The organism is Streptomyces sp. NPDC041796, from assembly GCF_055590785.1.
This window is the reverse complement of the sequence record NZ_JBVJAH010000003.1, coordinates 139,497-160,447: the sequence shown is the minus strand read 5'-3', so window position 1 is coordinate 160,447 and position 20,951 is coordinate 139,497. Positions and strand designations below refer to the sequence as shown.

19 protein-coding genes are annotated in these 20,951 nt (G+C 71.7%); 15 read left to right on the top strand and 4 right to left on the bottom strand.

Annotated elements, in window-relative coordinates; translation table 11 throughout:
- Position 1: 1 nt before the first annotated feature.
- Genes ACZ6C1_RS06910 through ACZ6C1_RS06855 form a run of 12 tightly spaced genes read left to right on the top strand, consistent with a single transcriptional unit; the run spans position 2 to position 11,058 of the window.
- The gene (locus ACZ6C1_RS06910) at positions 2–808 is read left to right on the top strand and encodes an MlaE family ABC transporter permease (protein WP_469238556.1); all 807 of its coding nucleotides are present in this window, start codon (positions 2–4) and stop codon (positions 806–808) included.
- Entirely contained in the window at positions 805–2,040 is a 1,236-nt protein-coding gene (locus tag ACZ6C1_RS06905; RefSeq protein WP_469238554.1) for an MCE family protein, read from the top strand. Before ACZ6C1_RS06910 ends, ACZ6C1_RS06905 begins: the two co-directional genes overlap by 4 nt.
- Positions 2,037–3,068, top strand: coding sequence for an MCE family protein (locus tag ACZ6C1_RS06900; protein ID WP_469238552.1), 1,032 nt, complete (start codon positions 2,037–2,039; stop codon positions 3,066–3,068). The genes ACZ6C1_RS06905 and ACZ6C1_RS06900 overlap by 4 nt, the downstream gene beginning before the upstream one ends.
- Positions 3,065–4,192: an MCE family protein gene (locus ACZ6C1_RS06895; RefSeq protein WP_469238550.1), complete on the top strand. Its 1,128-nt coding sequence runs from the start codon at positions 3,065–3,067 to the stop codon at positions 4,190–4,192. The genes ACZ6C1_RS06900 and ACZ6C1_RS06895 overlap by 4 nt, the downstream gene beginning before the upstream one ends.
- Positions 4,189–5,280 (top strand): MCE family protein, encoded by a 1,092-nt coding sequence (locus tag ACZ6C1_RS06890; protein WP_469238548.1) that lies wholly within the window; start codon positions 4,189–4,191, stop codon positions 5,278–5,280. The genes ACZ6C1_RS06895 and ACZ6C1_RS06890 overlap by 4 nt, the downstream gene beginning before the upstream one ends.
- Positions 5,281–5,309: 29 nt before the next feature.
- A complete protein-coding gene (locus ACZ6C1_RS06885; protein WP_469238547.1) occupies positions 5,310–6,395 on the top strand; it encodes an MCE family protein in 1,086 nt (361 codons plus the stop codon).
- A complete protein-coding gene (locus tag ACZ6C1_RS06880) occupies positions 6,395–7,543 on the top strand; it encodes an MCE family protein (RefSeq protein ID WP_469238546.1) in 1,149 nt (382 codons plus the stop codon). The genes ACZ6C1_RS06885 and ACZ6C1_RS06880 overlap by 1 nt, the downstream gene beginning before the upstream one ends.
- Positions 7,540–8,031, top strand: coding sequence for a hypothetical protein (locus ACZ6C1_RS06875; protein ID WP_469238545.1), 492 nt, complete (start codon positions 7,540–7,542; stop codon positions 8,029–8,031). The genes ACZ6C1_RS06880 and ACZ6C1_RS06875 overlap by 4 nt, the downstream gene beginning before the upstream one ends.
- The gene (locus tag ACZ6C1_RS06870; RefSeq protein ID WP_469238544.1) at positions 8,028–8,537 is read left to right on the top strand and encodes a hypothetical protein; all 510 of its coding nucleotides are present in this window, start codon (positions 8,028–8,030) and stop codon (positions 8,535–8,537) included. Before ACZ6C1_RS06875 ends, ACZ6C1_RS06870 begins: the two co-directional genes overlap by 4 nt.
- A gap of 27 nt (positions 8,538–8,564) precedes the next feature.
- Positions 8,565–9,089, top strand: a complete 525-nt coding sequence (locus ACZ6C1_RS06865; protein WP_469238542.1) for a nuclear transport factor 2 family protein — start codon at positions 8,565–8,567, stop codon at positions 9,087–9,089.
- A gap of 14 nt (positions 9,090–9,103) precedes the next feature.
- Positions 9,104–9,820: a hypothetical protein gene (locus ACZ6C1_RS06860; protein WP_469238540.1), complete on the top strand. Its 717-nt coding sequence runs from the start codon at positions 9,104–9,106 to the stop codon at positions 9,818–9,820.
- A complete protein-coding gene (locus tag ACZ6C1_RS06855; RefSeq protein WP_469238538.1) occupies positions 9,817–11,058 on the top strand; it encodes a lytic transglycosylase domain-containing protein in 1,242 nt (413 codons plus the stop codon). Before ACZ6C1_RS06860 ends, ACZ6C1_RS06855 begins: the two co-directional genes overlap by 4 nt.
- Here the strand turns inward: ACZ6C1_RS06855 and ACZ6C1_RS06850 are convergent.
- The gene (locus ACZ6C1_RS06850; RefSeq protein ID WP_469238536.1) at positions 11,032–12,111 is read right to left on the bottom strand and encodes an ATP-dependent DNA ligase; all 1,080 of its coding nucleotides are present in this window, start codon (positions 12,109–12,111) and stop codon (positions 11,032–11,034) included. The genes ACZ6C1_RS06855 and ACZ6C1_RS06850 overlap by 27 nt on opposite strands.
- Before the next feature lie 74 nt (positions 12,112–12,185).
- Here ACZ6C1_RS06850 and ligD point away from each other — a divergent pair, with 74 nt between their 5' ends.
- Entirely contained in the window at positions 12,186–13,196 is a 1,011-nt protein-coding gene (gene ligD, locus ACZ6C1_RS06845; RefSeq protein ID WP_469238535.1) for a non-homologous end-joining DNA ligase, read from the top strand.
- 3 nt (positions 13,197–13,199) lie between these two features.
- On the opposite strand, the gene ACZ6C1_RS06840 is transcribed toward ligD, so the two are convergent.
- Both ACZ6C1_RS06840 and ACZ6C1_RS06835 read right to left on the bottom strand, forming a co-directional pair.
- Positions 13,200–15,362: an OmpL47-type beta-barrel domain-containing protein gene (locus ACZ6C1_RS06840; protein ID WP_469239065.1), complete on the bottom strand. Its 2,163-nt coding sequence runs from the start codon at positions 15,360–15,362 to the stop codon at positions 13,200–13,202.
- Positions 15,363–15,409: 47 nt separating this feature from the next.
- Entirely contained in the window at positions 15,410–17,902 is a 2,493-nt protein-coding gene (locus ACZ6C1_RS06835; RefSeq protein WP_469238533.1) for a ThuA domain-containing protein, read from the bottom strand.
- Positions 17,903–18,098: 196 nt separating this feature from the next.
- On the opposite strand from ACZ6C1_RS06835, the gene ACZ6C1_RS06830 reads away from it, so the two are divergent.
- Positions 18,099–19,088 (top strand): multicopper oxidase domain-containing protein, encoded by a 990-nt coding sequence (locus ACZ6C1_RS06830; protein WP_469238532.1) that lies wholly within the window; start codon positions 18,099–18,101, stop codon positions 19,086–19,088.
- 134 nt (positions 19,089–19,222) lie between these two features.
- Positions 19,223–20,074, top strand: coding sequence for an alpha/beta fold hydrolase (locus ACZ6C1_RS06825; protein ID WP_469238531.1), 852 nt, complete (start codon positions 19,223–19,225; stop codon positions 20,072–20,074).
- Between the two features lie 105 nt (positions 20,075–20,179).
- On the opposite strand, the gene ACZ6C1_RS06820 is transcribed toward ACZ6C1_RS06825, so the two are convergent.
- On the bottom strand, positions 20,180–20,821 hold the full coding sequence (locus tag ACZ6C1_RS06820; RefSeq protein WP_469238529.1) for a TetR/AcrR family transcriptional regulator: 642 nt from the start codon (positions 20,819–20,821) through the stop codon (positions 20,180–20,182).
- Positions 20,822–20,951 lie beyond the last annotated feature (130 nt).

Here is a 20,951-nt window from a genome sequence, read left to right as displayed (position 1 = left end):
GATGGCCTCCCCACTCGCCTGGCTCGACCGCTCCGGCGACCACCTCGTCTTCTACCTCCAGGCGCTCGCCTGGATCCCGCGCACCCTGCGCCGCTACTCCAGGGAAGTGCAACGCCTCCTCGCCGAGGTCGCCTTCGGCAGCGGTGGCCTCGGAGTCATCGGCGGCACCATCGGCGTGATGATCGCCATGACGCTGTTCACCGGCACCGTCGTCGGCCTCCAGGGCTACGCCGCCCTCAACCAGATCGGCACAGCGGCCTTCACCGGCTTCATCTCCGCCTACTTCAACACCCGCGAGATCGCCCCGCTTGTCGCCGGACTCGCCCTCTCCGCCACCGTCGGCGCCGGGTTCACCGCCCAACTCGGCGCCATGCGCATCAACGAGGAGGTCGACGCCCTCGAGGCGATGGGCGTCCGCTCCATGCCCTACCTCGTCACCACCCGCATCATCGCCGGAGTCGTCGCGATCGTCCCGCTCTACGCGATCGGGCTGCTCTCCTCCTACGTGGCGTCCCGCACGGTCACCGTCCTGTTCAACGGCCAGTCGGCGGGCACGTACGACCACTACTTCACCCTCTTCCTCTCCCCGGACGACGTCCTGCTGTCCATCCTCAAGGTCCTGATCTTCAGCGTGCTGGTGATCCTCGCCCACTGCTACTACGGCTTCCGCGCCTCCGGCGGCCCGGCCGGCGTCGGCGTCGCCGTCGGGCGTTCCGTACGCAACGCCATCGTGCTGATCAGCCTGACCGACTTCTTCCTCTCGCTCGCGCTCTGGGGCGCGACCACGACCGTGAAGGTGGCCGGATGACCGCGAAGAAGCTCCGTGGACGCCTCGCCGGCGTCGTGTTCCTGCTCGTGCCCGTCCTCCTCGTCCGGCTCTCGCTGGCGGTGTACGACAAGGAGTTCACGCATACCGCCACGGTCACCGTCCTCACCACCAGCGCCGGCAACGAGATGCACCGCGGCGCGGAGGTGAAACTGCGCGGCGTCGTCATCGGCGAGGTGCGCGACATCAGCGCCGACGGCACCGGCGCCCGCCTCACCCTCGCCCTCGACCCCCGCCACCTCCACCGTGTTCCCGCCGACGTCACCGCGCAGATGCTGCCCACCACCCTCTTCGGTGAACGGTTCGTCGCTCTCGTACCGCCCGCCGTCAACCCCTCCCCACGCGCCCTCACGGCCGGTGCCACCATCCCGCAGGACCGCTCCGCCAACGCCGTCGAACTGGAACAGGTCCTCGACCAACTGCTCCCGCTGCTCACCGCCGTCAAACCGGAGAAGCTGTCCGCGACCCTCACCGCCGTCGCCCAGGCACTCGAAGGACGCGGGGAGCAGCTCGGCCGGACCCTCGTCACCCTCGAAGCGCACCTGGAACGGCTCAACCCGCATCTGCCCGCCCTCAACCGCGACATCAGCCACCTGGTCGAGGTCAGCCGCGTGTACGGCGACGCCGCCCCCGACGTACTCGACGCCCTCACCGACTTCACCACCACCAGCGGCACCATCGCCGGCCACCAGGCCCGGCTGGCGTCCCTGTACGGCGCCACCACCGCCTCCGCCCAGGACCTGACGGCGTTCCTCCGGAACAACCGGAGGAACATCATCCGGCTCTCCGCCGCCTCCCGCCCCACCCTGGAACTCCTCGCCCGCCACTCCTCCTCCTTCCCCTGCACCCTGCGCACCCTCGCGGGCTTCGTCCCCGCCATGGACAAGGCGCTCGGCAAGGGCACCGACGAACCGGGCCTCCATGTGAACCTCCGAACCGTCCCCTCCCTCGGCCGGTACGTCCCCGGCAAGGACCGGCCCGTGTACGACGCGACCGGCGGACCGCACTGCTACGCCGTCCCGTACACCGGCGCGCCGGCCCCCGCCTCCCACGCCGGCGACCGCGGCCTCGGCCTGCCCAACTCGCCGCAGGAGAACCAGCTCGTCAACGAACTGATCGCCCCCGGCCTCAAGGCCTCCCCCCAGTCCCTGCCGGACTGGAGCACCGTCCTGACCGGACCCGTCTTCCGCGGAGCGGAGGTGACCCTGAAATGAAGCGCCGCTCCCTGGCCGGACCGCTCGCCAAATCGCTCGCCTTCGTCGTGGTGACCGTCCTCGCCACCACCGTCCTCGCGTTCTCCGTCGCCAACAAGGGCGTCGGCGACACCGTCACGTACAAGGCCCGCTTCACCGACGTCACCGGGCTCGTCGAGGGCGACGGCGTCCGCATCGCCGGAGTGAAGGTCGGGCAGGTCGAGTCGATCAGGGTCGCCGACCGCCGGGTCGCCGAAGTCGCCTTCGCGGTCCGGAGGGGCCGCACCCTGCCCGCCTCGGCGACCGCGTCGATCAAGTACCTCAACATGGTCGGCCAGCGTTACATCGACCTCGACCGGGGCACCGGCCCCGTCGGCCGCGCCCTGCCCGCCGGTGCGGTCATCCCGCTCGAACGCACCACCCCCGCCCTCGACCTCACCCAGCTCTTCAACGGCTTCCAGCCGCTCTTCCAGGGCCTGTCGCCCAACGAGGTCAACGGCCTGGCCGGATCGATCGTGCAGGTCCTCCAGGGAGAGGGCGGCACCGTCGACTCCCTCCTCGAACACGTCGGGTCGCTCACCACCACCGTCGCCGGCAAGGACAAGGTCATCGGAGAAGTGATCAAGAACCTGAACACCGTGCTGAAGACCGTCAACGACCGGGAGGAGGGCTTCAACGACCTCGTTGTCACCCTCCAGCGGCTCGTCAGCGGCTTCGCGGGCGACCGCCGGCCACTCGGCGAGGCCATCACCGCCATGGGGTCGCTCACCACCGTCACTGCCGGGCTGCTGGAGGACGGGCGCGCCCCGCTCAAGGACGACATCCGTCAACTCGGCCGCCTGTCCGCACAACTGGCGGGGAACACCGACCGGATCGAGAACTTCCTGCGCACCACGCCCGCCAAGATGCAGGCCGTCGGACGCCTCGCCTCGTACGGGTCGTGGCTCAATCTCTACCTCTGCGAGGCCACCGTCACCGGCGTGACCACCGACGACGGCTCCAGGCCGCCCACCGGCATCGCGATCACCGAACCGAGGTGCCGCGCATGAACCCCCCGCGCCTCCCGAACGCCCCGCGCTTCCCGAACCCCCTGCGGCTCCGGCTCCCGCGCGTCCGACCTCCGCGGCTCCGGCTTCCGCGCGTGAAGCGCCCCGCCCGCACACCCGTACGGGAACGAAACCCGGTCACCGTCGGCATCGCCGGCCTGCTCCTCCTCACGCTCATCGCCCTCGGCGCCTACAAGGCGGACGCCCTGGCCGGCGGCACCACCGCCTACACCGCCGACTTCACCGAGGCCGCCGGACTCGACGAGGGCGACGAGGTACGCGTCGCCGGCGTCAAGGTCGGTGAAGTCACCGGCATCGGACTCGACGGCGCCAAGGTCACCGTGGACTTCGAGGTCGACGACACCACCTGGATCGGCGACTCCAGCACCGCCGCCATCGCCATCAAGACCCTGCTCGGCGAGAAGTACCTGGCCGTCGATCCCCTCGGCACCCGCGCCCAGAACCCCGCGGAACGCATCCCCGCCTCCCGCACCACCTCCCCCTACGACGTCACCCAGGCCCTCACCGGCCTCGGCGACACCATCGACGCCATCGACACACAAGCGCTCGCCGAGAGCTTCCGGGTCATCTCCGCCACGTTCGCCAACTCCCCGCCCGATGTGCGCAGCGCCGCCACCGGCCTGTCCGCGCTCTCCCGCTCGGTCTCGTCGCGCGACGCACAGCTCGCCGAACTCCTCAAGGGCAGCAAGCGGCTCACAAAAACCCTGGAAGGGAAGAAGAGCAGCTTCGAGACGCTCCTGGAGGACGGCGGCCTGCTCCTCGGCGAACTCCAGGCCCGCCGCGACGCCATCCACCTGCTGCTCACCGGCGCCAGGGACCTCGGCACCCAGCTCACCGGACTCGTCCAGGACAACAACCGGCAGCTCGGGCCCACGCTGGCCGCGCTCAGCCGGGTCACCGGCGTCCTGCTGAAGAACCGCGACGGACTCGACCGGACCCTCGCCCTGGCGGGCCCCTACTACCGGCTCGTCGGCAACACCCTCGGCAACGGCCGCTGGTTCGACACGTACGTCTGCGGTCTCGTCCCCAGGAACTACCTGGCCCCCGGCACGCCCCCGGCCACCGGCTGCATGCCGCCCAGAACGGCGGGAGGCGGTACCCGGTGAACCTCCGACGTGCCCTCGGCATCACCACCGGGCTCGCCCTCCTGGCCGTCGCCGGCGTCTTCGGCGTCAGGGCCGTCGACGCGTCCGGAACCACCCGCGTGACCGCCCGTTTCGACCGTGCGACCGGCGTGTACGAGGGCTCCGACCTGCGGATCCTCGGGGTGAAGGTCGGCACCGTCGGCCCCGTGCGTCCCCAGGGCAAGGAGGTCGAGGTCACCCTGCTGATCGACGAGGACGTCCGCGTTCCCGCCGACGCCCACGCCGTCGTCGTCGCCCCCAGCGTCGTCGCCGACCGCTACGTCCAGCTCGCGCCCGCGTACACGGGCGGACCGGAGATCCGGGAAGGGGCCGTCCTGCCCGCCGCCCGCAACGCCACACCCCTGGAGGTCGACGAGCTGTACGCGTCCATCACCGAGCTCAGCGAAGCCCTCGGCCCGAAGGGCGCCGACGCCGACGGCGCCCTGGCCGGACTCCTCGACACCGGCGCCGCCAACCTGCGGGGCAACGGCAAGGCCATCGGCGACTCCATCGAGCAGTTCGGCAAGGCGGCCAAGACCCTCGACCGCAGCAGCGGCGACCTCTTCGCCACACTCACCTCCCTCCAGGCCTTCACCACCATGCTGAAGAACAACGACGCCGACGTCCGCACGGCCGAACAGCGGCTCGCGACCGTCACCGGCTTCCTCGCCGAGGACAAGGAGAACCTGGGCGCCGCCCTCAAGGAACTGGGCACCGCCCTCGCCCAGGTGAAGACCTTCATCGAGGACAACCGCGGGAGCCTGAAGAAGAACGTCGACCTCCTGGTACCGCTCACCCGCACGCTCGTCGAACAGCGTGCCTCACTCGCCGAAGCGCTCGACACCGCCCCCCTTGCCGCCGGCAACGCCCTCCGGGCGTACGACCCGGTCCACCGCACCCTCAACGGGCGCGCCGACATCAACGAGCTCAGCTTCGGCATGGGGGCCACCACAGGCGCTCCCACCGGTCTCGTCCCCGTCGACCCCGCCCGCCGCAAGGCCCTGCCCCCGCTCCCGCTGCCCGCCGTCGGCACCGTGTACGGCACACCCGGGAAGGGGAACCCACGGTGAACCGGCCCTCGCGTACCACCACCACCGCTATGGCTGCCGCCCTCGCCCTGGCCGTCGGCCTCTCCGCGACCGTCGCGAGCTGCGACGTGTCCACGGGAGGCCTGGAGCTGTCCGGCATCGAGCAGCTGCCGCTGCCCGGGGGCGCCGACCTCGGCGACCACCCGTACGAGATCACCGCCGAGTTCGCCGACGTCCTCAGCCTCGTCCCGCAGTCCGCGGTCAAGGTCAACGATGTCGCCGTCGGGCGCGTCACCCACATCGCCCTCGACCGCGGCGACTGGTCCGCCACCGTCACCCTGCGGGTCAACGGCGAGGTCACGCTCCCCGCCAACGCCTACGCCCACCTCGAACAGTCCAGCCTGCTCGGTGAGAAGTACATCCAGCTCACCGCACCACCCAAGGCGCACGGCACCCTCAAGGACGGCGCCCGCATCCCCATGAGCCGCACCAACCGCAACCCCGAGGTCGAAGAGGTCTTCGGCGCCCTGTCGATGCTCCTCAACGGCGGTGGCATCCAGCAGCTCCGCACCATCACCACCGAGCTGGGCACCGCCCTGCGCGGCAACGAGACCGAGGTCCGCTCCCTGCTGAAACGCCTCAACACCCTCGTCGGCACCCTCGACGCCAACAAGAGCGACATCACCGCCGCCCTCGACGGCGTCAACCGGCTCACCGCCACCCTCGCCACCCGCGAACAGGACGTGGACACGGTCCTCACCCGGCTCAGCCCCGGCCTGAAGGTCCTTCAGCAGCAGCGCGCCTCGCTCCTCACCATGCTCCGTGCCCTCGACACCCTCTCGGGCGTCGCCGTCGACACCGTCAACAGGAGCAAGGCCGACCTGATCGCCGGCCTCAGGGCCCTCGGCCCCACCCTCAAGGCGCTCGCCGACTCCGGAAGGGCGCTGCCCGACTCGCTGGAGGTGCTGCTCACCTACCCGTTCACGGACGAGGTGCTGCGCGGCGTCAAGGGCGACTACCTCAACGTCTACCTGGACGTCACCGCCGCCCCGGGGACGCAGATCGTCCCCGCCCTCACACCGCCGGACGCCACCGAACCGGCCGCGCGCACCGGGCCGTCCCTGCCCCTGCCCCTGCCGTCCGCCGGGAGGAACTGATGCTCACCCCCGCCACCCGGCTGAAGAACCTCGCCTTCCTCCTCATCGGCGCCCTCGTCCTCGGAGTCGTCGGCGTGCGGTACGCGGACCTCGGGCACCTCGTGGGCCTCCGCGACCACTACACCGTTCGCGTACGACTGGAGACGACCGGCGGGCTGTTCACGCACTCCGACGTCACCTACCGCGGGGTCCCGGTCGGCCGCGTCGGCCCCATCCACCTCACGGAGAACGGAGTCGAGGCCGAACTGCGCATCGAGGAGTCGGCCCCCCGCATCCCCGCCGACCTCGAAGCCGTCGTCGCCAACCTCTCCGCCGTCGGCGAGCAGTACATCGACCTCCGCCCCCGCTCCGACAGCGGACCGTATCTGCGCGACGGCGCGGTCATCGCCCACGCCGACACCCGGACACCCGCACCCGTCACCTCCGTCCTGAGCGGGGTCTCCTCGCTGGCGTCGTCCGTCGACCTCGAGTCGCTGCGCACGGTCGTCGACGAATTCGGTACGGCCCTGAACGGACGCGGCGACGACCTGCAGGCCCTCATGGACGGCGGCACCGACCTCGTCCTCGCCGCCGACAAGGCGCTGCCCGCCACCACCCGCCTGATCGTCGACGGCGAGACGGTGCTGCGGACCCAGGCCGAGGAGGGCGAGGCGCTGGTCTCCTTCGCCACCGGGGCCAAGGAGCTCGCCGCGCGGCTCAAGAGCTCCGACACCGACGTGCGGGCCCTGATCGCCGCCGCCCCGGACGCCGCCGGCCAGATCAGCGGAGCGCTCCGGGACCTCGACCCCGCCCTGGGCGTCGTGCTGGCCAACCTGCTCACCACCTCGGAGGTCGCGGTGACCCGGCAGCGCGGTATGGAGGAGTTCCTGGTGAAGGTGCCCGCGCTCGCCGCCGCCGGGGCGACCGCCGTGACCGCCCAGGGCGTCAACCTCGGCATGTCGGTCACCTTCTTCCAGCCGCTGCCCTGCACGGCGGGGTACGAGGGGACGACCTACCGCAACGGCCTCGACCTCTCGCCCCCGCCCGCCCTCGACACCAGGGCCCGCTGCGCCTCCCCGCCGTCGAGCGGCACCAATGTCCGCGGCTCCGCCAACGCACCCCGCGGCGGCCCGCTGCCGCCCCCGGCCACACCCGGGGCCGGCCGATGAGCCGGCGATGGGGACCGTGGGTATCCGTCGCCGTGGCGGCGCTGCTGTGCGGCCTCGCCGCCTGGTCGTACGCCCGGGCGGTGGGCGACGGGACCCGGGTGTACGCCGAGACGCGGGACGACGCCCTGGACGTGGGGCGCGGGCACATCGCGCGGCTCAGCAGCGTCGACGCGGCGCACCCCGACGCATCACGGACCCAGTGGCTCGACGCGACCGCGGGGGACCTCCACGAGCGGCTGAAGAGGGCCGGCCCGCGGAAGGACTCGGGAACCGCGTCCGCCCGCGCCACGGTCACGGACGCCGCCCTCACCGCCCTGGACGACCGGGCCGGGACGGCCCGACTCATCGCCACCGTACGGGTGGAGACCACGCCCGGCGACGGCCGGCCCACGGGCACGGACCGCAAGCGCCTGGAGGCCACCCTGACCCGCACCGGCGACGGCTGGAAGGTTTCCGCCCTCACCTCCGTACCGGTGGCCGGCTCATGAGCGCCTCCCGCCCCCGGACGGCCTTGGCCCTCGTGCTCACGCTGGTCGCCCTGCTCGCCTGCGGGGGCGGATTCCTCCTCCGCACGCGGCAGTTGACCGGCGCGCCCGCCGCGCTCAACCAGGCGCTGGTCGACACCGAGGCCACCTCCCGGGTGGTGGGGGAGGTCGGCGGGGCGCTCACCCGGGTCTTCTCGTACGGCCCCGAGGACACCGCCACCACCCGGCAGGCGGCGCGCCGCCTCCTCGCGGGAAAGGCGGCGCGCCAGTACCAGGTGCTGTTCGGCCAGGTCGAGCGGCGGGCGGCACAGCAGAGGCTGACGCTCACCACCCATGTCGTACGCGCCGGGGTGACCCGGCTCGACGACCGTGCCGCGCACCTCCTGGTCTTCCTCGACCAGGTCGCCCAGCGCGCCGGCGAACCCGCCACCACGGTCGCCGCTCAGCTCTCGGTCGACGCGGAACTGCGCGACGGCCGCTGGCGGATCGTGGACATCCGATCGCGATAGGGGGCACCCGCACCGATGGTCCGCACTATGAGAGGGAACCCGCTCCTGACGGCGGCGGCCGCGCTGGCCCTGCTCGCGGCCGGCGGCGCCGGCTGGGGCGGCTGGTCCTGGTACACGGCGGCGCACGACGGGACGACGGCCTACGCCACGACCCGCGACGAGGTGCTCGCCGCCGGCGAGCAGGCCGTGCAGAACATGAACACGCTCGACCACCGCGACCTGCGGCGAGGACTGGACACCTGGCAGGAGTCCGCCACCGGCGACCTGCTGACCCAGCTCACCGAAGGGCGCCCGCAGTTCGAGCGGCAGATCCGGCAGGCGAGGACGGTGACCAGCGCCAAGGTGCTGTCCGGCGCCGTGACCGAGCTGGACACCCGGGCCGGGCGGGCGAGCGTGATGGTCGCACTCCGGATCACGGTGACCCCGCCCAAGGGCAGCCCCGCCGCCAAGGAGAGCCGAATGCTCGGCGAGCTCACCCGTACCCCGGGCGGCTGGAAACTCAGCGCCCTCGGCCAGGCACCGGTCGGCAACACGGCGGCCCCGGCCGACTGAGAGGACAAAGCCCTATGTCGACGACCCGTCACCTCATCAACCGGCAGCGGCGCCTGGCGGCCGCGAACGCGTCTCACGCGGCCGCTCCCGCGCCCGAGCGCGAGTCCCGACCGCCCCGCGCGGCCGCTCCCGCGCCCAAGCGCGAGCCCCGGCGGCAAGGGGCGGCCGCACCGGGGCCCCGTGATCCGCGACCGCCACGGGAGGCCCGGCCGCGGCGCCGGCTGACCGCCGCGCTGGGCGTCCTCACCGTCCTCCTGGGCGGTTTCGCCGACTGGTCCACCGGGGAGGCGGCCGGCCTGCGCGACACGCCCGCCGCCCGCAACGCCGCGCTCACCGACATCGCCCGCACCAGTGAGGTCAAGGGCCAGGTCACCAAGGCGGTGAACGAGCTCTTCTCGTACGACTACGCCGCCGGCGCCACGGCCGACAAGGCCGTCCGAACCCACCTCATGGGCAAGGCGGTCGAGCAGCACCGCACGATGCTCGCCCCGGTCAGGGCCGAGGCGGCGAAACAGAAACTCGTCCTGACCACCACTGTCACCCACAGCGGCGTCGAGCTGATCGACGGCGACCGGGCACGGGTGCTGATCTACGCGGACCAGAGCAACACGCGCACGGCGGCCAAGAAGGCCGAGACGACGTACGGCGCCGCCATGTTCGCCGTGGAGGCGGTACGGAAGGACACCAGTTGGCGTATCGCCGCCATCGACACCCTGGGGGCGGGCTCATGAGGGTACGGGGACACGTGCGGCTGCGCCGGGGAGTCACCGGGACCGCGGCCGCCGTCGCGGCGATGGCCGCGCTGACCGCGTCGCAGGCGCCCGGGTTCGCCCGGTCACCGGTACCCGCCGCGGGGGACCCGCTGGCGGGCGGCGAGTCCCGGCCCGCCGTGGCGCGGCCACCGGACGACGGCGCCTACCACACGGAGCTGCCCCCGCTCGTCCCACCGGTACCGCCGTCCATGGCGCCCGCGGTCGCGCCCGCGCCCGGCGGCGCCCACCTGCCCCGGCAGGTGACCGTCCACGCCGGGATACCCGCCACCGTCCTCGCGGCCTACCGGCGCGCCCAGGCCGCCGTCGCCCGCACCGACCCGCGCTGCCGGCTGCCGTGGCAGTTGCTCGCCGCGATCGGCAAGGTTGAGTCGGGCCAGGCACGGGGAGGGCGCGTCGACGCCCACGGCACCACGCTGGCGCCCATCCTCGGACCGGTGCTCGACGGTGCCGGGTTCGCCAGGATCACGGACACCGACGGCGGGGCGTACGACGGTGACACGGTGTACGACCGGGCGGTGGGCCCCATGCAGTTCATCCCCTCGACGTGGGCCCGCTGGCGCGTGGACGGCAACGGCGACGGCCGTCGGGACCCCGACAACGTGTACGACGCCGCCCTGGCCGCCGGGCACTACCTGTGCGCGGGGGAGCGGACCCTCACGGTCAAGGCCGATCTGGACCGGGCGGTCCTGAGCTACAACCACTCGGGCGCCTACTTGCGGACCGTCCTCGCCTGGCTGGCCTTCTACCAGCGCGGCGCCCATCCCGTGCCGGACACCACGGGCGTGCTCCCGCTGAGCCCCGGCGCGGGCCGGAACGACGACGCCGGCAACGGCAAGGGGACGAAACCGGGCCCGCCTGCGAGCGGGAGCGGCGGAGGCATCGTGGTGGGCCCGCAGCCCTCCGCCCGGCCGCCGACCGTCCCGCGCCCGTCGACGCGCCCGACCCGGCCGCCCGTCACCCCGTCCCCCTCCCCGACACCCACCCCCTCCCCGTCGCCCTCCACGAGCCCCACCCCCACCCCCACACCCACTCCCGTACCGACGGAACCGTCCCCGGACCCCACCTGCCAGGACCCGGCCCCGTCCCCGCCCCCGACCGGCTCGCCCTCCCCGTCCCCGACTCCCGGCCCCACCGAACCGCCCACCGAACCCCTCGCCGGCCGACCCTGCTCAACCCCCGCCCCCGCCTCCTCCTGACAGCACCTCGCCGAGGTCGTACGAGACGGGCTCCTCCAACTGTCCGTACCCGCAGCTCTCCGGCGTACGGTCCGGCCGCCACCGGCGGAACTGGGCCGTGTGCCGGAACCGGTTGCCCTCCATGTGGTCGTACCCGACCTCGCACACCCGCTCGGGCCGCAGCGCCACCCAGGACAGGTCCTTCTTGCCGGACCAGCGGCTCGGCGCCCCGGGCAGCCGGGCGGTCTCATGGGCGGTCACGTCCGTCCAGGCGGCCCAGGGGTGACCGTCGGGCGGGTCCATGCGCAGCGGCTCCAGCTCGTCGATCAGCTCGGCACGGCGTTTCTCGGTGAACGCGGCGCAGACGCCCACGTGCTGGAGCGCGCCCCGGTCGTCGTACAGACCGAGGAGCAGGGAGCCGACCACCGGGCCGCTCTTGTGGAACCGGTAGCCGGCCACGACCACATCGGCGGTCCGTTCGTGCTTGATCTTGTACATGAGGCGGGCGTCGGGCCGGTAGGGCAGGTCCAGGGGCTTGGCGATCACACCGTCGAGCCCGGCCCCCTCGTACTGCTCGAACCAGCCCTGGGCCACGTCGATGTCGGTGGTCGACGGGGCCAGGTGGACGGGGGCGTCGACGCCGCGCAAGGCGTCCTCCAGCGCCGCCCTGCGTTCGACGAGTGGCGTGTCCAGCAGCGACTCGTCGCCGAGGGCCAGCAGGTCGAAGGCGATGAACCGGGCGGGCGTGCGCTCGGAGAGCATCGTGACCCGCGAGGCCGCGGGGTGGATGCGCTCGGTGAGCCGGTCGAAGTCCAGCCGCCCCTCGTGGGCGATCACGATCTCGCCGTCGACGACACAGCGCTCCGGGAGCCGGGGCGGCAGGGCGGTGACCAGTTCGGGGAAGTACCGGGTCAGTGGTTTGCCGGTGCGGCTGCCGATCACCAGCTCGGGACCGTCCCGGTGGACGATGGCCCGGAAGCCGTCCCACTTGGCCTCGTACTGCATACCGGGCGGGATCTTCTTCACGGACTTGGCCAGCATCGGTTTGACAGGTGGCATCACCGGCAGGTCCATGCCTCGATTCTGCCCGAGAGTGTCCAGCCATGCCCGATATGCGAGCTCTATCCGGGCGTCCTACTGTGACACCCATGGGAAACGCGGTGGAGCTGGAGGCCGGCGGGCGGACCGTACGCCTGTCCAACCCGGACAAGGTCTACTTCCCGGAGCGCGGCTTCACGAAGCTGGACGTGGCACGCTACTTCCTCGCCGTGCGCGAGGGCATCACCCGCGCCCTGCGCGACCGCCCGACCACCCTGGAACGCTTCGTCGACGGCGTGGAGGGCGAGTCCTTCTTCCAGAAGCGCGCGCCCAAGAACCTCCCCGACTGGATCCCCACCGCCCACATCACCTTCCCCAGCGGCCGCTTCGCCGACGAGATCCGCCCCACCGAGATCGCCGCCGTCATCTGGGCGGCCAACCTCGGCACGCTCACCTTCCACCCCTGGCCCGTCCGCGGGGACCGCACCGACCACCCCGACGAGCTGCGCATCGACCTCGACCCGCAGCCCGGTACCGGGTTCGCCGACGCGGTCGCCGCCGCGCACGAGCTGCACGCCCTGCTCGACGAGCACGGGCTGCGCGGCTGGCCGAAGACCTCCGGTGGACGCGGCATCCACGTCTACGTGCCCATCGAACCGCGCTGGGACTTCACCCGCGTGCGCCGTGCGGCCATCGCCGTCGGCCGTGAGCTCGAACGGCGCATGCCCGGCCGGGTCACCACCGCCTGGTGGAAGGAGGAGCGCGGCGAGAAGATCTTCGTCGACTACAACCAGACCGCCCGCGACCGGACCATCGCCTCCGCGTACTCGATCCGCCCCAAGCCGCACGCCCCGGTGTCCGCCCCCCTGCGGTGGGAGGAACTGGACGACGTCGACCCCCGTGACTTCGACCTGGCGACCATGCCCGTGCGGTACGCCGACCACGGCGACATCCACGCGGACATGGACGACCACGCCTTCACGCTGGACAGCCTGCTGGAGCTGGCCGCCAAGGACGAGCGCGACCACGGCCTGGCCGACCTGCCGTACCCGCCGGACTACCCCAAGATGCCGGGTGAGCCCAAGCGGGTACAGCCGAGCCGCGCCAAGAAGAGCGAGTGACTGTCAGAGCTCCTTGATCCGGATGTCGCGGTAGGAGATCACATCCGTCGTGCCGTGCACCTGGAGCCCTATGTAGCCGGTGGCGTACCGCCGGCCGTCGGTACCCGGGTCGTCGGCGCGCGGCGGGGAGAACTCCTGGCCGCCGTTGTTGTCGAACTCATTGATCAGGACACCGTTGCGGAAGACCGAGTAGTGCTGGCCCTCCACCCGGATCTCGTAGTCGTTCCAGGTGCCCTTGGGAGTGACGCCCGCGCCACCGAGGCCGACCCGGTCGAAGCCGTAGACCGAGCCGGTCTTGTACATGTCGCCGTCCGGCCGGTCCAGGATCTGGACCTCGTGCCCGAACTTGATGGCGACCCACTCCGGCCGTGGCTCCTCCGGGTGGTCGTGGACGTGCGGGAAGCGGACGAAGACACCGGAGTTGGCGTTACCCGCGCCCGGGGCGTCGTCGCGCCACTGGAGCTTCAGCGAGAAGTCCCCGTACCGCCGCTGCGGGAACCAGAGCATGCCCATGCCCGGGACCGTGGTGCTGCTGGTCATCGAGCCGTCGCCGTTCAGGGCGAACTTCCCGCCGCCGACGTGCTGCCACGCGGCGAAGGTCTCCGCCGAACCGTCGAACAGCGTGCGGTACCCGCCGGTCCGGCCGGGCTTGCCGATGCCGGACTCCTTGGCCGCCCGGTAGACCGTCCGGTGCTCGCGGGCATCGACGACCCCGTCGGCGAGCAGCCTGTCGAGGACCGCGTCCACGTGCTTGAGGAACAGCGCGTGCGACGACCAGTCCTTCTCGTCCTCGATCAGCTCGTTGACGGTGCACCGGCTGCGTGTCATCCGGTTCGGTACGCCGCTGTCGACGGTGCCGACGATGACGGTGAGCCGCTCGTCGTACTCGGGGCAGTGGGGCGCCGGGACACCGCCGCCCTCGGCGATGTCGAAGGTGACCCGCCCGGCCCCCGACGTGTTACCGGCCTTGTCGGTGGCCCGGTGCAGCACCGTGTGGTGGCCCACGCGGTCCACCACGACCGGCGCCGTGTACGCCAGGTACGGCCCGCCGTCGAGGGAGTACTCGACCTTGTCCACACCGGAACCGCCGGTGTCGGTCGCGGTGACCGTCACCGTGGCGCTGGTGATGAACGCGCCGTCCGAGTTCCTGCTCCCGGTGACCGACGCCGTCGTCACCGGTGGCGTCGTGTCCCGGGTGGGCGGGGTGACGACCGTGAACCGCACCGACTTCTCGCCCGCCACGTTCCCGGCCCGGTCCGTGGCCCGGTAGCGGACCGTGTGGGTGCCGGCCTGGTGGACCATCACCGGGGCGGTGTAGGACTGCCAGACGCCGTCGGCCCCCAGCGCGTACTCGATGGTGTTCACCCCGGAGCCGGTGTCGGACGCGGTGACGGTGACCGTCGCCATGTCCAGGTACTGGCCCTGCTCGTTCTTCTCGCCGCTGACGGTCGCCGAGGTCTCCGGCGGGGTCCGGTCGTCGGTCGGCGGAGCCACGACGGTGAAGTCCACGGCCTTCTCGGCCGACGTGTTGCCCGCCTTGTCGGTCGCCCGGTGGCGGATCTTGTGGGTGCCCACCTCGTGGACCATCACCGGAGCGGTGTACGCCTGCCACGCACCGGCCGCGCCGACCGCGTACTCGATCCGGTCCACGCCCGAGCCGCCGGTGTCGGTCGCCGAGACCGTGACGTTGGCGTGGCCGATGTACGCGCCGTCCGCGTTCCGCTCGCCCTCGACCTTCACGGACGTCTCGGGCGCGGTGGTGTCCTCGCCGCCGCTCGCGTCCGTCACGGTGAGGATGCCCTGCATCGAGCCGTGGCCGGGGATCGTGCAGTGGAAGCGGTACCGGCCGGGCGTCAGTGTGACCTGGGCGGTGTGCTTGCCACCCCGGTCGTCGTTGGGGTTGGCCAGGATGTTCAGCGGGACGTCGTTGTTGTACTCCGGGTCGGAGACGTCGAACGTCAGGGTGTGCGGCATCCCGGTGGTGTTCCCGGTGGCCACGCTGTTCTCGAAGACGATCGTCGTGGGGCCCGCCACCGCCGTGGCCGGGAAGGTCGGATAGCGGTCGATGGGGTCACCGGCGGTCCAGGTCAGCACCTGTTCCGCCGCGGCCGCCGGCCCGTTGTCGGGCCGCCCGTGCGCGGCGGTGGACGTCAGCCCGAGAACCATGAGCAGCGCCCCGGTCAGGGCCGTCCACAGCCGTAGGGAGCGGTGTCTCACTGCGTGGCCGCCTTCCTCGCGAGACCGTCGGCGGCGGGGGTCGGCCCGCCACCCTTGTACGTCACACGCCACAGCGCGGACTTGGAGTCGGAGGTGAAGAAGCCACGCCCGTAGTCCAGGACGTACAGGGATCCGTCGGGGGCGAACTTCCAGTCCATCAGGTTGCGGATGCCGTTCGCCCCGACCGGGATGATCTTCTTCAGTGACTCGGCGTGCACCGGCAGACCACCCTTGCCGACCGTCCTCGGATCGGTCAGCACGGCGTGCCGCGGCTGGTCCCCGTCGTAGAAGTCACCGACGAACCACTTGCCGTCCCAGTACGACGGCCACTTGACCGTGCTGTCCGACGCCGCGTCGTAGCGGTACACCGGGCCGTTCATGGTGGCCTGGCCACCGCCCTTGAGCCACGGCAGCAGCAGCTTCTGCTCCTCCGTCCGGTAGCTGGGCACGCCGTTCGCGTCGCGCGGGTAGTCCACGCCGCCGCCCTGCGGCGAGTACCAGATGGTGTTCGGCGTGACCGGCGGCAGGTTCACCAGACCGTCGTTGTTCGGTGACTCGTTCTTCGGCCTGGCGCAGTCGTACCAGCCGAGCGGCTTGCTCGGGTCGGGAAGATTGCGGTCCCGGTACGGCTGGTTGTTGCCCATGCAATACGGCCAGCCGTGGTTGCCCGCCTTGGTGATCGCGGCGAACGTGTCGTACTTGGCCGGACCCCAGGTGGTGGACGGGGCACCGGCGTCGGGACCGACCCACCCCGCGTACAGGACGTCCGTCTGCTTGTCGACGAAGATCCGCGCCGGGTTCCGCACGCCCATCACATAGATCTCGCCGCGCGTCTTGCCACCCCCCTCGTCCGGCTCCCTGCCGGTGAAGAGGTTGCCCTCGGGGATCGTGTACGTCCCGTCGTCCTCGGGGTGGATGCGGAGGATCTTGCCGTTGAGGTTGTTGGTGTTGCCCGAGGTGCGGCGCGCGTCCGCGAACGAGACGCCCTTGAAGTCCGGCTCCGGGTTGTTGCCGGAGTACCCGGAGCTGAAGCCGCTGGAGTTGTTGTCACCGGTGGCGATGTACAGGTTCTCCTTGGAGTCCCAGGCCATGCCGCCGCCGGCGTGACAGCAACTGTGGATCTGCACCGGCCACTTCAGCAGCACCTTCTCGCTCGCCGGGTCCAGCTTGTCGGTCGCGAGGTCGAGGGTGAAGCGGGAGACGTACCGCTCCGCCATACGGGTGTCGCGGTTGATCCGGGAGTGGGGGGTGTAGTGCAGGTACACCCAGCCGTTGGTCATGAAGTCCGGGTCGAGCTCGATACCGAGGAGCCCCTCCTCGTTCTTGGTGAGCTCGTCGCCACCGCCCTTGTTGCCGAAGACCGTGAGCGCGCCCGCGAGCCGCACCCTCTTCGTCCTGGGGTCGTAGACGTGGATCTCGCCCCGGCCCTTGCCGATGTCCGGGTTGTTCCAGTCGGTGACCACGGGCTGGGAGGAGTCGGCGCCGCCGCGCCCGATGTAGAGGATGCGGCCGTCCGGGGCTGCGACCAGGCCGTGCGGCTCGCCGATCTGGTCGTTGCGACCCGGCTGGTTGGGCTGGGTCACCCGCTCCGCGGTGTAGTGGGCGTCGATGGTGGCCTTGCAGTCGGCGCGGGAGAGCCGGGTCGTCCACAGCAATGCGCCGCGCAGGTGGTCTCGGAAGTCGGTCTCGGCGAACGAGTCGACCGTGCCGCCCATGCCGGTGTAGAAGGAGCGGCCGCCGTCGTAGTCACGGCACCAGGAGACCGGGTGGTCCCAGCCGTTGGCGCCGGCGCCCGGCTGGTACGTGCTCTCCTTGACGCGGGCGACCGTGTGGACGGTGCCCGACGGGTTGACCGCCCAGTTGAGCCACTTGTCCGGACGCTTCCAGTTCAACGGAAGCAGCCTGGTGGCCGGATGCTGCCGGTCGCCCACCTCGACGGTCGCGCGCTGGACGGTGGTGGGGCCGGCCGTGGCGGGCCGGGCGCCGACCAGGCCGGTGAACCAGTCCGAATACGGCTCGGTGCGCGCCGCGTCGTGGATGCCGAGGAAGCCGCCGCCGGCTTCCATGTACGCCTCCAGGCCCGCCTCCTGTTCGGGGTCGAGCACATCGCCGCCGCCGGTCAGGAACACCACCGCGTTGTACCGGCCGAGCCTGCGGGCGTTGGTGAAGACCGAGGCGTCGTCCGTCGCCTCGGTGCGGAACTGCTGGGCGGCGGGGCCGGATCGGCCGAGGGACTCGATGGCCGCGATACCGGCGTCGACGGTCGGGGATTCGGCCGTCGCCGAGGCGTGGAAGACCAGCACCCGCACATCGGCCCCGCCGGGCGGCGAAGGGATCGACAACGTTGTCCGACTCGGGCCGGGCTCGCCGGGATTGGGTTCGGCGGTGGCCGCCGTACCGCTGAGCAGGGAGGCCGCCAGGGCGCCGGCGGCCAGTGCGGCAGCCGCTCCGCGGCGGGATCTTGACCGGTGATGTGGTGCACGGTGCATGTGTTCACCCACCCCTCTGTGGTCACAGCAAACGACGATGAAGCTAGACCTCTTTCCGCAACACGCCAATAGCTTGGCACCAATTGCGCGAACTTTGTCCTGGCTGTGGATAAACCCCGGCCCGCCCGGCTACGGTGTGCCCGTCCCGGGGGCGCCTCCGCCCCGTCATCCTCCGCACCGCACTGGGGAGTTCGGCATGGACAGACGGAGCTTCAACCGGCGCCTGCTGGCTGGGGGAGCGGTTGCCGCGACCGGCGTGACATCGTTGTCCCTCGCCTCCGCGTCCGACGCGGTGTCGGCCGAGACGCCGCCGCCCACGGCCCCCGCGGGCGGTCAGGTGCGCCATCTCAAGCTGTACGCCGAGAAACTGGCGGACGGTCAGATGGGATACGGCCTGGAGAAGGGCAAGGCGACCATCCCCGGCCCCCTGATCGAACTGAACGAAGGGGACACCCTCCACATCGAGTTCGAGAACACCATGGACGTCCCGGCGAGCCTTCACGTCCACGGCGTGGACTACGACATCGCCAGCGACGGCACGAAGATGAACCGCAGTCATGTGGAGCCCGGCCGCACCCGCACCTACACCTGGCGCACCCACGCCCCCGGCCGCCGCAAGGACGGCACCTGGCGCCCCGGCAGCGCCGGCTACTGGCACTACCACGACCACGTCGTGGGCACCGACCACGGCACGGGCGGCATCCGCAAGGGGCTCTACGGGCCGGTCGTCGTGCGGCGCAAGGGCGACATCCTGCCGGACAAGCAGTTCACGATCGTCTTCAACGACATGACGATCAACAACAGGCCCGGTCACCAGAGCCCCGACTTCCGGGCCACGGTGGGCGACCGCGTCGAGATCATCATGATCACCCACGGCGAGTACTACCACACCTTCCACATCCACGGTCATCGGTGGGCGGACAACCGCACCGGCCTGCTCACGGGCCCGGACGATCCCAGCCGCGTCGTCGACAACAAGATCACCGGCCCCGCCGACTCGTTCGGCTTCCAGGTCATCGCGGGCGAGCACGTGGGCGCGGGCGCCTGGATGTACCACTGCCATGTCCAGAGCCACTCGGACATGGGCATGGCCGGTCTCTTCCTCGTCGCCAAGCCGGACGGCACGATCCCCGGCCACGAGCCGCATCACCCGACGGCCGGCGCCGGCGGTACGCACGCCCACTGAGCGGTCGGCCGTGCTCGCCGAGTCCCGCCCCCCGGCGTCGGGGCGGGGCTCATCCACCCCTCTAAAACTATACGAACGATCGTGCTAAATTATGGGTCTCACCCGGCCCACCGAGGAGACCCGGCATGCATCCCATGGCTCCACTCCTTCACACCGCCCTCAACACCACCTCCCGCATCGCGCCGCGCCTCGCCGGCCGTGCCGCCTTCGCCGCTTTCGTCCGGCCCCTGGGGCGCAGCCGCGTCCGGCCGGCCGAGCGCGCACTGCTGGACCGGGCCCGAATCGGCGCGCTGCGGGTGAACGGCCGGAAGGTCGTCACGTACACGTGGGGCGACGGCGCCCGGCCGGTGCTCGTGGTCCACGGCTGGTCGTCGCGGAGCTCCCGGTTCAGCGCGTTCATCACCGCGCTCTGCGACAAGGGGTACAGTCCCGTCACCTTCGACGCCCCCGGGCACGGCGACTCGGAGGGCCGTGCGAGCAGCATCCGCGACTACCGCGAGATCATCGGGCGGCTGCACGCCGAGCACGGTGACTTCGACGCCGTCATCGCGCACTCCTTCGGAGTACTGGCGTCATTCTTCGCGCTGCACCACGGTGTCGTGGCGCACCGGGTCGTCGGCATCGGAGGCGTCACCGAATTCGACCACCTCCTCGACGCGTTCTGCACGCGCCTCGGCCTGCGCGAGCGGCTCAAGCAGGACATACGCGGCCACGTCGAGCGCAGCCTCTTCCCCGACGAGCCCGGCATATGGGAGCGCCTGACCGTCGCCTACCGGCCCGAGCGCCTGGCCGTGCCCGTACTGCTGTTCCACGACGAGGACGACGACATGTCTCCCGTGGCCCAGTCCCGGCTCGCCGCCACCGTCCACGGCGACCGCGCCCGGCTCGTCGTCACCCGGGGCCTCGGCCACCGGCGCATCCTCGGCGACCCGGACGTCGTCGCGCGGACCGTGGACTTCGTGGTCACCGCCGACGCCCTGTCCTGACACGGCACGTCGGCTCCGGTCGTCCGCGAGCCCCGCGGCACAGGCGGTCCGACCCCGGTCCTGCCCCAGGGCGGCGCCGAGCGGGCCCACCCGGGGCCCGTACGGCTACGGCCGCCGGGGCAACGCCCCCGGGTCCGTCGCCTCGGCCCGCAACCGGCTCAGGATGCCCTTCGCGGCCAAGGCGTACGCCGCGTCGTCGTCGTGCAGCACCGACTGGGCGTTCGCCGCCTCCATCAACGCGATGAGCTCGAACGCGAGCTGGCGCTCGTCCATCCCGGCGGCGAAGCCACCCGCCGCACGGGCCTCGTCCAAGGTCCGCTCCACGTACGCCACCCAGTCGTGGCGCGCCTTCGCGATGGCCTCCCGCACCGGGCCGCCGCGGGCGTCGAACTCCGCCGCCACGCCGTAGAAGAAGCACCCGCCCGCGAACACCCGCTCCCGGGAGTACCCGAGCCAGTTCTCGCACAGCGCCCACACGCGTCCCGGCCCGGGCAGCAGGTCCAGCACAGGGGTGATCACCCGCTCCACGTACATGGCGACCGCCGCCCGTACCGTCGCCAGCTGGAGCTCCTCCTTGGAGCCGAACAGCGCGAACACACCGCTCTTGCTCAGCTTCAGCTCCGTGGCGATACGTCCCAGGGAGAGACCCTCCAGCCCCTCCACCGAGGCGATGTGCACCGTGCGGCCGAGGATCAGCCGCCGGGTCTGGTTGCCGCGCTCGACACGTCCGTCACGTCCGTCCGTCATCCACCCAGCGTACTGAACGCACGGTCGTGCGGTCAGGCCGCGATGTCGAGGACCTCCCAGTCGACGGCCGACTCGTGCCGTACGCACACGCGCGGGCCCCCGGCAGATCGTCCGGCAGCGCAGGAGGGGC

What these genes read in the sequence shown, in the direction of transcription:
- ligD (WP_469238535.1), top strand. Translation starts at nt 12,186, where the DNA reads ATGGGAAACGCGGTGGAGCTGGAGGCCGGCGGGCGGACCGTACGCCTG.
- ACZ6C1_RS06865 (WP_469238542.1), top strand. Translation starts at nt 8,565, where the DNA reads ATGAGAGGGAACCCGCTCCTGACGGCGGCGGCCGCGCTGGCCCTGCTC.
- ACZ6C1_RS06840 (WP_469239065.1), bottom strand. Translation starts at nt 15,362, where the DNA reads ATGGTTCTCGGGCTGACGTCCACCGCCGCGCACGGGCGGCCCGACAAC.
- ACZ6C1_RS06855 (WP_469238538.1), top strand. Translation starts at nt 9,817, where the DNA reads ATGAGGGTACGGGGACACGTGCGGCTGCGCCGGGGAGTCACCGGGACC.
- ACZ6C1_RS06905 (WP_469238554.1), top strand. Translation starts at nt 805, where the DNA reads ATGACCGCGAAGAAGCTCCGTGGACGCCTCGCCGGCGTCGTGTTCCTG.
- ACZ6C1_RS06895 (WP_469238550.1), top strand. Translation starts at nt 3,065, where the DNA reads ATGAACCCCCCGCGCCTCCCGAACGCCCCGCGCTTCCCGAACCCCCTG.
- ACZ6C1_RS06880 (WP_469238546.1), top strand. Translation starts at nt 6,395, where the DNA reads ATGCTCACCCCCGCCACCCGGCTGAAGAACCTCGCCTTCCTCCTCATC.
- ACZ6C1_RS06910 (WP_469238556.1), top strand. Translation starts at nt 2, where the DNA reads ATGGCCTCCCCACTCGCCTGGCTCGACCGCTCCGGCGACCACCTCGTC.
- ACZ6C1_RS06875 (WP_469238545.1), top strand. Translation starts at nt 7,540, where the DNA reads ATGAGCCGGCGATGGGGACCGTGGGTATCCGTCGCCGTGGCGGCGCTG.
- ACZ6C1_RS06825 (WP_469238531.1), top strand. Translation starts at nt 19,223, where the DNA reads ATGGCTCCACTCCTTCACACCGCCCTCAACACCACCTCCCGCATCGCG.
- ACZ6C1_RS06885 (WP_469238547.1), top strand. Translation starts at nt 5,310, where the DNA reads ATGGCTGCCGCCCTCGCCCTGGCCGTCGGCCTCTCCGCGACCGTCGCG.
- ACZ6C1_RS06820 (WP_469238529.1), bottom strand. Translation starts at nt 20,821, where the DNA reads ATGACGGACGGACGTGACGGACGTGTCGAGCGCGGCAACCAGACCCGG.
- ACZ6C1_RS06870 (WP_469238544.1), top strand. Translation starts at nt 8,028, where the DNA reads ATGAGCGCCTCCCGCCCCCGGACGGCCTTGGCCCTCGTGCTCACGCTG.
- ACZ6C1_RS06850 (WP_469238536.1), bottom strand. Translation starts at nt 12,111, where the DNA reads ATGGACCTGCCGGTGATGCCACCTGTCAAACCGATGCTGGCCAAGTCC.
- ACZ6C1_RS06900 (WP_469238552.1), top strand. Translation starts at nt 2,037, where the DNA reads ATGAAGCGCCGCTCCCTGGCCGGACCGCTCGCCAAATCGCTCGCCTTC.
- ACZ6C1_RS06860 (WP_469238540.1), top strand. Translation starts at nt 9,104, where the DNA reads ATGTCGACGACCCGTCACCTCATCAACCGGCAGCGGCGCCTGGCGGCC.
- ACZ6C1_RS06835 (WP_469238533.1), bottom strand. Translation starts at nt 17,902, where the DNA reads ATGCACCGTGCACCACATCACCGGTCAAGATCCCGCCGCGGAGCGGCT.
- ACZ6C1_RS06830 (WP_469238532.1), top strand. Translation starts at nt 18,099, where the DNA reads ATGGACAGACGGAGCTTCAACCGGCGCCTGCTGGCTGGGGGAGCGGTT.